Genomic DNA, 11543 nt, shown 5'->3' with positions numbered 1-11543 from the left:
CAGAATCACACGGGATTCGAGCCGCGCAATAGCCAGTTTTCACCAAAAGTTATGGGTAAAAGAAAGCTCCGCGCATTGGTTACACATAACCCATCGATCCGCCGTTTCGCCTTACTTGCGTTCAAGGCTCAGGCCGCTGGCCGTCTGCACGCCTTCTTGATGTTCCGCCACCAGCCCTTTACGCTCAAGTTTGCCGACAACTGTTTTGGGCAGAGTGTCTCGAAACTCTATTGTCTTTGGCCGTTCCACGGGAGAAAGATAATCGGCCAGGAAAGTCTGCAAGGCTTCTTCTGTCGTGGTGGCGCCCTCGCGCAGCTTCACATAGGCTTTAGGCACTTGCCCGCGCCGTGCATCCGCAATGCCGATGACCACCGCCTCGGACACGGCGGGGTGTTTATAGAGCGCTTCCTCCACCATGCGCGGATAGACATTGTAGCCGCCGGAGATGATCATGTCCTTAATACGGTCAACCAGAAAAATATAACCATCCTGGTCCTTGTAGCCGACATCTCCGGTCCGCAACGCGCCATCAATGAATACTTTTTCCGTCTCATCCGGGCGGTTCAAGTACCCCAACATCACCTGCGGCCCCCGCACGCACACTTCACCGTGTTCGCCCGGCGTCGCGATGCGATGCGGATTGTCCAGCGCGCGTATCTCGACAATGGTGTCCTCCACCGCAAGACCGATGGAGCCGGCCCGCACGGCACCAAAAGGGTTGCAGGCCACCACCGGCGAGGCTTCCGAAAGCCCGTACCCCTCCACCAGATGGCAGTTGGAAATTGCCTCAAACTGCCTGCGGATCGCCTCCGGCAGCGGCGCCGCGCCAGAAACACAATAACGAATGGAGGAGAGTTCCCATGTTTCCTTGGCAGCGGCTTCGTTGATACTGGCGTAAATCGTCGGCACACCGGGGAAAAATAGCGGCCGCGTGCGTTTGAGGGTCTTGCGCAGCAGTTCTTTGTCGTAACGTGGCAGCAGGATGATTTTAAGGCCTAGCAGCACGGAGAGATTGAGCGCCACAGTCATCGCGAACACATGAAACAAGGGTACAAGCGTGAGCATGCCGCTACCCGGTGCAATCTCCGGCAGGCGCCGGCGCAGTTGCTCACTATTGGCCGAGACATTGGCATGGCTTAGCATCGCCGCCTTGGGGATACCGGTTGTCCCGCCTGTATACTGTAGGACCGCCAGATCGCGCGCCACATCGCACGGCACGGCACGGGGAGCATCGCCTGACCTCACCAGCGTGTTGAATGCAACATGCCTACTATCAGCGGGAATTGTCGCGAGGGTCTTGCGGCGGGTCAACCAGAATCCGCAACGCTTCAGCGGGGGTAGTATGCCGAGCATAGACCCGACAACCAGATGGTCCAGAGAACCATCCGCCACAATCGGCGCGAATTTTCCGTAGAGCTCGGCGAGGTCGAGCGTCACGGCAATGCGCGCGCTGCTATCTTTCAAAAAATGTCGCAGCTCGCGCTCCACATAAAGCGGGCTGAGGTTCACCACCACACCGCCCGCGCGCAAAATTGCATAATAGCTTATCACATAATAAGGCGTATTGGGCAGGCACAAGGCCACGCGGGTGCCTTTCTGCACCCCCATGCGCTGGAACCCTGCGGCCGCGCGCTCCACCAGCCGGCCCAACTCGGCATAGCTTGTGCACTTGCCCATAAAATCCAGCGCCGAGACACCTGGATAGCGTGCCACCGCATTGGCCAGAAGCTCATGCACCGGTGAACAAGGGATGGTCCCGCCAAATTGTTGCGTATTCATTGTTAACCTCCCGCGCAGGGGGTTAACTGCGCACCGGGGCGTGTCCATACCTCGGAGCGGCCAAACAGCGGAATGCCGACATAGCCGCGCACCCGTAAAGTGCCGTCGAGGGCAAGGTGCATAACGGATTTATAGGTTTTGCCGCTCTCGGGATCATAGATCCACCCTTCCTTCCAACCGCCCGCTGTGGCCGGGCTGAAATTGCCCAAAATCTGCAATCCACAAACCGGCCTGCTCTGCAAAGAGACGCTGTGATTATGCACATCGGTCTTGGGCTTGCCCAATGAATCCAGGGGCGCTTTCAGCCACTCGATCCTGCCGCATAAATCCCCCCCGCAAGCTGCAATCAAAATCCCTGCCTTGCCGCTCTGATCCATCCACCACCCCTGCGGGCCGGGCTGCGCCATTGCCGCCCCGGCGGCCAAAACAAACCCCATGGCGGCGACCATAATTTTTATACGACGATTGAAAACGACTTCTTGCATTTCCGTCCCTTTTTAGTATTGTACCTACACATTACGTCATGTAACAACTCTATTCAACAGAAAAGCTCAGTCCGGGTAACCCGGCCGCGACACATAAAATCAAAAGGAGGCCAGGACCATGAAAAACACCACTTGCCGCAAAGCAACCTTATTGGCGGCGACCGCTTGCGCGACCTTGGGGGCGCTCGCTTTCGTCCAAAACGCCCACGCCTCCGGCTTTGGGCTGCGCGAAGGCTCGGCCGACTGGCTTGGCAACGCTTTCGTCGGCAGCGAGGCCAAGGCTTACGATGCCAGCACAGCCTGGACCAACCCCGCCGGCATGGCGCTGCTCGATCGCAATGAGGTTGAGAGTGATATCAGCTTCATCTCCCCCTCAGCCTCCTTCTCTGGATACAACACCAATCCGCTCACGGGCGGTACTGTGGGCGGTGTCCAGGGCGGCAACGCCGTTGCGCCGGCAGCCTCAGGGTCGCTCTTTGGCGTGTTCAGCCTGGCGCCAGACTGGCGTCTGGGCGTTAGCCTCACAAATCCTTATGGCGAGCGCACTTCATATCCGGGCGATTTCGTCGGCCGCTATCAAAGCCTTGTCTCCAACATCACCGCCGTTGATCTGGGCGCCTCCCTTTCATATAAGGTGAACGACCATATTTCCGTCGGCGGTGGGCCTGTCTTCGAATATTTTGATGCCCGCCTAACCCAGGCGCTCAACATACCAACGCTCAGCGCGCTGACCGGGCAAGACCCTGTTGCCGATGTCCATGGCAATGATATAGGCATTGGCTACAATATTGGCGTGCTCTACAGCTTTGATAACCAGACGCGCATCGGCGTAGATTATCATTCGCGTATTCGCAATAACATCTCCGGCACGCAGAGCATTGCCGTTCCGGCAATCTACAGCGTCTACAGCCCCAACACCGTCGCAGCGCTGGCCGCAGGCAACAGCGGCGCCACCACATCGGTCACTCTGCCTGATTCACTAGGTGTTAGTGTTTATCATCAGATTTCTCCAGCCTGGGCCCTAATGGCGAGCCTGCAATGGACGCATTGGGCCTTGTTCAACAGCCTGAACATCACCCCCAAAAATGGCAGCCCTGGCAGCGTCATCAACGAGAACTGGCACGACACCTGGTTTGCGGGCGTTGCCACCAATTATCAGCTTACAGACCGAATCATGCTGCAGGCAGGTTTTGCCTATGACCAATCGCCCGTTACGAATTCCAACCGGACTTCACGTGTGCCAGATGCCAACCATTACGATCTGGGCGCCGGCGTGCAATATAGGGTTACCCCGGCGGCAACTATCCAGCTCGCCTATGGGCACGTATTCACCCCAGGCGGCAGTGTTAATTCCAGAGCCTCCGCAACGAGCGGCGCGCTCGTTGGCAATTACAACGCGTCGGATAATTCCTTCACCGCAGGTGTAAGCATGAAGTTCTGATCCACAGCATTCATCAATAATCAGGCCGTTTTTCGACATGCAAAGGTTAATGATATGATTTAATAGCTACTCAGAGTAACCGATCATGCAGGAGTTTTCATGTCGCAACGCGATCCGCTTTATACCGTCACGCAACTGAGCGCCGAGTTAGGGATCACTGTGCGCACCCTACATTTCTACGAGGCGCAGGGGCTGCTTTCTCCCCGCCGCGCGGGCAATACGCGCGTCTATTCCCAGCGGGACCGGGCGCGCATGATCATCATCCTGCGCGGCAAGCGGCTCGGCTTTTCCATCAAGGAGATCAAGGAATATCTTGAGCTTTACGATATCGACCCCGCCCATGGGCAGCAAACCAGCGCGCTGTTGAAGGCTGTGCAAAACCGTATTCGCAAGTTGGAGGAGCAACGCAACGCCCTGGAACAGACCATGACCGAACTCCGCAACCTCGAATTGCAATGCGAAGACTCGCTGAAAGCAACGGGGGCTCCATCCGCCCCGGCACCGAACACCAAATCCAATACCGGCCGAACGAAAAACGCCGCCGCCAAACCGATCGGGAGATCACCATGACTCATGCCGTTATCGCGGGCTATGCCCGTTCCCCCTTCACCCTCGCCACCAAGGGGGCTCTGGCCCGCACCCGCCCAGACGATATCGCCGCCGAACTCATCGCCGCCCTGGTTGCCCGCAGCGGCATCACCCCGTCCGATCTTGAAGCCGTCATTCTTGGCTGCGCCTTCCCTGAGGGCGAACAAGGGCTGAACCTCGCGCGCCTCGTGGCGCTTCATGCCGGCCTGCCGCAATCGGTTGGCGGTTACACGGTCAATCATTTCTGCGGCTCCTCCATGCAGGCCATCCATATCGCCGCCGGGCACATCGCCACAGGTGCTGGCGAGGCGTTCATCGCCGCGGGTGTTGAAAGCATGAGCCGCGTGCCGATGATGGGCTACAACCCACTGCCCAACCCAGCACTTTATGCCAAAATGCCCGCCGCTTACATTGGCATGGGCGACACCGCCGAGAATGTGGCGGCGCAATGGAACATCGCGCGCATCGCGCAGGAAGCTTTCGCACTAGAAAGCCAGCGCCGCACCGCCGCCGCGATTCGGTACGGAAAATTCACGGACGAGATTGTCCCCATCACCACTAAATCGGGAAAGGTGACGCAGGATGGCTGCCCCCGCCCGGAAACATCGGCTGAAACCCTGGCCGGGCTCAAGCCCGCCTTCAACGCCAACGGCTCCGTGACAGCGGGCACCGCCTCGCCGCTCACCGATGGCGCGGCCGCGGTGCTGGTCTGTTCTGAAGATTATGCCTCCCGCCATGGCCTTACGCCGCTGGCGCGCATCCGCGCCACCGCCACGGCGGGCTGTGCGCCTGAAATCATGGGCATCGGCCCTGTCGCCGCCACCCTAAAAGCCCTGGCGCGCGCCGGGCTATCCATTTCTGATATTGATATAGTGGAGTTGAACGAGGCGTTTGCCTCCCAATCGCTGGCCTGCATCCACGATCTGGGGTTGGACCCAGCCAAGGTGAATATTGATGGCGGGGCCATCGCGCTTGGCCATCCGCTGGGCGCCACCGGGGCTCGCATTACCGGCAAGGCCGCTTCATTGCTGGTGCGCACAGGCGGGCGCTACGCGCTGGCCACGCAATGCATCGGCGGCGGCCAGGGCATCGCTACCATTCTGGAGCGCGTGTAATGCAGAGCATCCACAAGGCCGCTGTCATCGGCGCTGGAACCATGGGGGCGGCCATCGCCGCGCAATTTGCCAATGCGGGCGTGCCGGTGCTGCTGCTTGATATTGTGCCCAATGGTGCCGCCAGCCGTAACGCCCTGGCCGAAGGCGCCATCGCCAAAATGCTCAAAACTGACCCAGCGCCATTCATGTCCAAACATGCCGCCAGGCTCGTCACGCCTGGTAACATCGAGGATGACCTGCCCCAGCTCGCTACCTGCGATTGGGTGGTGGAGGCGATTATCGAACGGCTGGAACTTAAGCAGGCCCTCTACCGCAAGATTGACGCAGTGCGCCGCCCCGGTACGGCGGTGTCCTCCAACACCTCCACCATCCCGCTCGCCAAACTCATTGAGGGCATGCCCGAGAGCTTCCAGCGCGATTTTATGGTCACGCATTTCTTCAACCCGCCGCGTTATATGCGGCTTCTGGAGCTGGTCACGTCCACAACAACTGATGCCGATCTGGCCAGCAAGATTGCCGATTTCTCTGATCTCAGGCTTGGCAAAAGCGTGGTGAAGGCCAAGGATTCCCCCGGTTTCATCGCCAACCGCCTGGGCGTGTTCTGGCTGCAAACCGGCGTGGTCGAGGCTCTGGATGCAGCTCTGAGCGTGGAAGAATCCGATGCCCTCATGGGCCGGCCCTTCGGCATTCCCAAAACCGGCATCTTCGGGCTGATTGATCTGGTCGGGCTTGACCTGATGCCCCATATCAACGCCAGCCTCGCAGGCGCGCTCCCCCCCGGCGATGCCTTCCACGCCTCCAACCGTGACCTTGCGCTGATCACCAAAATGATCGCCGAGGGCTACACCGGGCGCAAGGGAAAAGGCGGCTTCTACCGCAAGGGCGCCAAAGGCCGCGAAGCCATCAACCTCGTCACCGGCGACTATCATCCCGTGCAAAAATCCGCCGCGCCCAATGAACGCGATTTACGCAAGCTGCTGACGCAGTCTCGTTACGCTTGGCGCGTTATTGGCCAAACCCTCGCTTACGCCGCCTCTCTGGTGCCCGCCGCTGCTGATGATGTGCACGCCATCGATGAAGCCATGCGACTTGGCTATAACTGGAAATTCGGCCCCTTCGAGCTGATCGACAAGCTCGGCGCTGATTGGCTGGCTGAAAAACTCGCGGCGGATGGCTTTGCCGTCCCCGCGCTGCTCGCCGCGGCTGCGGGCAAAAGCTTCTACCGGCTGGAGGGAGCCACACGCACATATCTTGGCACAGATGCTACCTATCACCCGCTCCCCCGCCCGCCGGGCGTGCTGATGCTGGAGGATATTAAGCTCGCCACCAAGCCGCTGCTTAAAAACGCATCCGCCGCCGTGTGGGATATTGGCGATGGCGTACTCTGCTTCGAGCTTACCTCAAAGAGCAACAGCTGGGACCAGCAAAATCTTGAACTCCTCGCCCAAACTATCGAGTTGGTGCCGCAAAACCATAAAGCACTGGTTATCTATAACGAGGGACAGCATTTCTCGGTCGGCGCCAATCTCGGCCTTGCCCTCTTCGCCGCCAACATCGCGGCCTGGAGCGAAATCGAAAAACTCATAGCCTCGGGCCAGACGATTTTCAAAAAATTGAAATACGCATCTTTCCCCAGCGTTGCGGCCCCTTTTGGCATGGCGCTGGGAGGCGGCTGCGAGATTTTGCTGCACAGCACCGCCATCCAGGCACATGCCGAGGCTTATATCGGCCTCGTGGAATGCGGCGTGGGGCTGGTCCCTGCCTGGGGCGGCTGCTCTGAGCTGCTCGCGCGCTACGCCGCGGCCAAGGCCATGCCGCGCGGCCCCATGCCAGCGGCGGCCAAGGTGTTTGAGCTGCTCAGCACCGCAACGGTTAGCAAATCCGCAGCCAACGCCAAAGAACTTCTTTTTCTGCGCGAAACCGATGGCATTACGATGAACCGTTACCGCCTGCTGGCCGATGCCAAGGCAAAAGTTCTGGCCCTGGTGGAGGCTCACGCCCCGCCCGAGCCGCCCACCTACCAGCTTCCCGGTGAGGAAGGCCGTGTGGGCTTTGCCATGGCGGTGAGGGACTTCCGCAAGAAAGGCGTCGCCACGGCTTATGACGAAGTCGTGGCCGGCGAACTCGCCACGGTTCTCTCCGGTGGCGAGGCCGACATCATCGACCGGCCGAGCGAAGCCGACATACTCAGCCTCGAACGTGCCGCCTTCGCACGACTTATCCGCAAGGACGGTACGCTGGCACGCATCGAAACGATGCTCACCACCGGCAAGCCACTTCGCAATTAAGGAGACCAAGCCATGCAAACCTACCAAGCCCCGCTGCGGGACATGCGCTTTGTGCTGCACGAGCTTCACCCCGCCAAGCCCTTGCCCGGCACAGAGGAATTCACGCCCGAACTGCTGGACACGGTCCTGGAAGAAGCGGGAAAATTCTGCGCCGAGATACTCCTGCCCCTTAACGCCCCCGGCGATGAGGAAGGCTGTCATTTTGAAAACGGCGTCGTGCGCACCCCGAGCGGTTTCAAGGCGGCTTTCAAGGCCTTTAATGAGGCCGGCTGGGGCGCGCTCAACGCCCACCCGCAATACGGCGGCCAGGGCCTGCCTGAAACCGTGGCAAAGCTGGTGGAGGAGATGATCTGCGCCTGCAACATCTCTTTTGGCCTCTACCCCGGGCTTTCCCACGGCGCCTATCTGGCTCTCAAAAGCCATGGCGCGGAGGCGCTGAAGGATTTTTATCTGCCCAAGCTCGTCTCGGGTGAATGGTCTGGCACCATGTGCCTCACCGAGCCGCATTGCGGCACCGATCTGGGCCTGCTGCGCACCAAGGCGGTGCCGCAGGATGATGGCAGCTACAAGCTCACCGGCTCAAAAATTTTCATCTCCGCCGGTGAGCACGACATGGCGCAGAACATCATCCACCTGGTGCTGGCCCGCCTGCCTGATGCCCCCGCGGGGGTGAAAGGCATCTCCCTCTTCCTGGTGCCAAAACTTCTACCTGATGAAACAGGCACCCCCGGTGGGCGCAACGGCGTCTCCTGTGCCGCCATCGAGCATAAAATGGGCATCAAAGCCTCCGCCACCTGTCAGATGAACTTCGACGATTCAACCGGCTGGCTCGTAGGCGCCCCGCACAAGGGCATGCAGGCGATGTTTGTCATGATGAACTCTGAACGCCTCTCAGTCGGCACCCAGGGCCTGGGCATCGGCGAGGCCGCCTATCAAGGGGCTGTCGCCTATGCCAAAGACCGCCTGCAAGGCCGCTCCCTGGCGGGGGCCAAATATCCAGACAAACCCGCCGACCCCATCATCGTCCATCCAGACATCCGCCGTAATTTAATGACCATGCGCGCCTATAACGAGGGCTGCCGTGCTCTGGGCGGCTGGGTCGCGGGGGTTATGGATGTAGCTGAGCGCAGCCAAAAACCGCAGGAAAAAGAAGAGGCGGAAGAATTCATCTCGGTTCTCACCCCGGTGGTCAAAGCCCTGTTCACAGATATGGGTTTTGAGAGCGCCAATCTGGCTGTGCAAACTTATGGCGGTCACGGCTATATCCGCGACCATGGCATGGAACAGCTCGTGCGCGACGCCCGCATCGCCATGATCTATGAAGGCACCAACGGCATCCAGGCGCTTGATCTGGTGGGCCGCAAGCTGCCCGCCAACATGGGGCGCAACCTGCGCCGCTTCTTCCACCCGGTGGCTGCTTTCATTGAGACCAACCAGAACGATCCCGCAATTGGCAAGCTGGTCCAGGGCTTTGCCCGCGCCTTCGGCGCTCTCCAACTCGCCACCGGCTTCATCGCTGAAAAAGCCGCGAAGGATGCCGAAGAAGCCGGCGCCGCCGCTACTGATTATCTGCGCCTGTTCGGACTGGTGGCGCTGGGTTTCATGTGGGTACGCAGCGCCAAAATCGCATCTGAAAACCTGCTACAGCCCGGCCCTGATGATGATTTCTACAAAGCCAAGCTTGCCATCGCGCGCTTTTTTATTGAACGTATTCTGCCCCAGGCCGGGGCTCTGTTTCTTACCATAAAATCCGGTAAGGCCTCGTTGATGGCGCTGGAGGAGGAGGCTTTCTGATGCCCCTCTCCCATACGGGCGCAACCAGTCGGCCACCTTTGCTTTTTTCAGCCTGGATTTGTCATGTCGCGCATTGAAACGGTTGCTGATGGCGCCATTCTTCGCGTCACCCTGAACAGGCCGGAAAAAAAGAACGCGCTGGATCAAGCCATGTATCATGCGCTCGCGGATGCCTTCGAGCACGCGGCGCATGATCCTGAAATTTCCCTGGTTCTGCTGCGCGGAGGTGATGGCTGCTTCACCGCCGGCAATGATTTAGCTGATTTCCTGGCCAGCCCCTCATTGTGCGCTAACGATCCCGCGCCCCGCTTTCTGAGCGCGCTCTCCCAATGCCCCAAAATCGTCATCGCAGCGGTTGATGGCCTCGCCATTGGCATCGGCACCACATTATTGCTGCATTGCGATCTGGTGCTGGCAACCCCCGCCTCACGCCTGCAACTGCCCTTCATCCACCTGGGGCTGGTGCCTGAAGCCGCCAGCTCCCTGCTGCTTCCCCGGGCGATCGGCCATTTGCGCGCCAGTGAACTGCTGCTGCTGGGCGAGCCCTTCTCTGCGCAGCGTGGCTATGAACTTGGGCTTATCAACCGTGTGATCGAGCCCAGCATATTCGCTGCAAGCGTCAATGAAATCTGCAAAACCATCGCCGGTAAATCACAATCCGCACTGCTCGCCACCAAGCGCCTGCTGAAATTAGGGCAAGGTTGCGATACAGGCGCGCGGATGCAATCTGAATTCACCGCTTTTGCCGCCCAGCTTGAAACAAGCGAAGCCAAGGCTGCCATTTTGTCTTTCTTCGAGCCGCAAGGAGCCTGAACATTGTCTGATCTGTGGAACCGCCTGCGCCTGCCGGTCATCGGCGCGCCGATGTTCATTGTCTCCACCCCCGAGCTGGTCATCGCGCAATGCAAAGCGGGCATTATCGGCTCTTTTCCCTCGCTCAACGCGCGCCCGGCCGATCAGCTTGAAGTCTGGCTTGAGCGCATCACGCGCGAACTTGCCGCCTATGATGCCGAGCACCCCCAGGCGCCCAGCGCGCCCTTTGCGGTTAATCTGATCGTCCACCGCAGCAACGCGCGCCTGGAGTCTGATCTAGCCGTCCTTGCGCGCTACCGGGTGCCGCTGGTCATCACCTCACTGGGCGCGCAACTCGCCGTCAACCAAACAATCCATGGCTGGGGCGGCCTGGTCATGCACGACATCATCACGCTGGAGCACGCCAAAAAAGCCATCGATAAAGGGGCTGACGGCTTAATCGCAGTTGCCGCCGGTGCCGGCGGACACGCCGGACGTCTCTCCCCCTTCGCGCTGGTTGAAGAAATCCGCAGCTGGTTTCAAGGCCCGCTGGCCTTGTCTGGGGCCATCGCAACAGGGCGGGGCATCGCCGCAGCGCGCGTGCTGGGGGCTGATTTTGCCTATATCGGCTCGGCCTTTATCGCCACTGAAGAAGCCAACGCATCGCACGCCTATAAAAATGCCATCGTGCAGGCTGGCGCCGAGGATATCATCTACACCAATTATTTCACCGGAATACACGGCAACTACCTACGCGCTTCGCTCATTGCCGCGGGTCTAGACCCCGCCAGCATCCCCGAATCAGACCCGCGCAAGCTTGATTTTTCTGAGCCGTCTCCCGCATCCCAAGCCGGCAATGCAAAAGCCTGGCGTGATATCTGGGGAGCTGGCCAGGGCATCGGCGCAATTCATAATGTGCAACCGGCACAAACCCTTATCGCCCGCCTGCAGGAGGAATATCGCGCTGCAAGGTCATGGCTTGCTCAGCCCCCCCACACATCATAATTCTCGCAGCTGCATCATATAGTAATTCCAATTAGGAATTCGACATTATTAGGTGTTTAGTCCCGGCATTTTCTGGAGCGGGTTTAGGATGAATCGTTCTGGCTCGTTTGTCCAGGTTTTGACGATGAATTCATAGGGCGTGAGACCTTTGAGGGTCTTGAGCCTCCGGCCGGTGCCTTCACGTAGGCGGCTAGCCGCTATTATTCACGAAGCTGTTTTGGTTTGATTTCTTTGGCCATCCCTGCACAACCGCACA

General features: G+C 59.4%; 9 protein-coding genes and 1 pseudogene. 7 read left to right on the top strand and 3 right to left on the bottom strand.

All coding sequences use genetic code 11. The annotated features are described in order from the left end of the window. Nucleotides 1-111: 111 nt before the first annotated feature. Both QQJ84_RS18925 and QQJ84_RS18920 read right to left on the bottom strand, forming a co-directional pair. Nucleotides 112-1779, bottom strand: coding sequence for a long-chain-fatty-acid--CoA ligase (locus QQJ84_RS18925; protein ID WP_284259893.1), 1668 nt, complete (start codon nucleotides 1777-1779; stop codon nucleotides 112-114). Between the two features lie 2 nt (nucleotides 1780-1781). Further along, nucleotides 1782-2264: a DUF2147 domain-containing protein gene (locus QQJ84_RS18920; protein WP_284259892.1), complete on the bottom strand. Its 483-nt coding sequence runs from the start codon at nucleotides 2262-2264 to the stop codon at nucleotides 1782-1784. A gap of 118 nt (nucleotides 2265-2382) precedes the next feature. On the opposite strand from QQJ84_RS18920, the gene QQJ84_RS18915 reads away from it, so the two are divergent. The 7 genes from QQJ84_RS18915 (at nucleotide 2383) to QQJ84_RS18885 (ending at nucleotide 11287) form a co-directional block, all read left to right on the top strand. Beyond that, entirely contained in the window at nucleotides 2383-3705 is a 1323-nt protein-coding gene (locus QQJ84_RS18915; RefSeq protein WP_284259891.1) for an OmpP1/FadL family transporter, read from the top strand. Nucleotides 3706-3804: 99 nt separating this feature from the next. Continuing rightward, nucleotides 3805-4275, top strand: coding sequence for a MerR family transcriptional regulator (locus tag QQJ84_RS18910; RefSeq protein ID WP_284259890.1), 471 nt, complete (start codon nucleotides 3805-3807; stop codon nucleotides 4273-4275). Beyond that, nucleotides 4272-5408 (top strand): thiolase family protein, encoded by a 1137-nt coding sequence (locus QQJ84_RS18905; protein ID WP_284259889.1) that lies wholly within the window; start codon nucleotides 4272-4274, stop codon nucleotides 5406-5408. Before QQJ84_RS18910 ends, QQJ84_RS18905 begins: the two co-directional genes overlap by 4 nt. After that, on the top strand, nucleotides 5408-7696 hold the full coding sequence (locus QQJ84_RS18900; protein WP_284259888.1) for a 3-hydroxyacyl-CoA dehydrogenase/enoyl-CoA hydratase family protein: 2289 nt from the start codon (nucleotides 5408-5410) through the stop codon (nucleotides 7694-7696). The genes QQJ84_RS18905 and QQJ84_RS18900 overlap by 1 nt, the downstream gene beginning before the upstream one ends. 12 nt (nucleotides 7697-7708) lie before the next feature. Further along, the gene (locus QQJ84_RS18895) at nucleotides 7709-9490 is read left to right on the top strand and encodes an acyl-CoA dehydrogenase C-terminal domain-containing protein (RefSeq protein ID WP_284259887.1); all 1782 of its coding nucleotides are present in this window, start codon (nucleotides 7709-7711) and stop codon (nucleotides 9488-9490) included. Between the two features lie 63 nt (nucleotides 9491-9553). Beyond that, complete coding sequence (locus QQJ84_RS18890) at nucleotides 9554-10303, top strand: enoyl-CoA hydratase (protein WP_284259886.1); 750 nt, start codon at nucleotides 9554-9556, stop codon at nucleotides 10301-10303. 3 nt (nucleotides 10304-10306) lie between these two features. Then, nucleotides 10307-11287, top strand: a complete 981-nt coding sequence (locus QQJ84_RS18885) for an NAD(P)H-dependent flavin oxidoreductase (protein WP_284259885.1) — start codon at nucleotides 10307-10309, stop codon at nucleotides 11285-11287. Between the two features lie 48 nt (nucleotides 11288-11335). On the opposite strand, the pseudogene QQJ84_RS18880 reads toward QQJ84_RS18885, so the two are convergent. Continuing rightward, a pseudogene (locus QQJ84_RS18880) lies at nucleotides 11336-11455 on the bottom strand (IS481 family transposase); the annotation flags it as partial. Nucleotides 11456-11543 lie beyond the last annotated feature (88 nt).

This window comes from Acidocella aquatica (assembly GCF_030160635.1).
GTDB classification, from domain to species: Bacteria; Pseudomonadota; Alphaproteobacteria; order Acetobacterales; family Acetobacteraceae; genus Acidocella; species Acidocella aquatica.
This window is presented reverse-complemented; position numbering and strand designations above follow the sequence as displayed.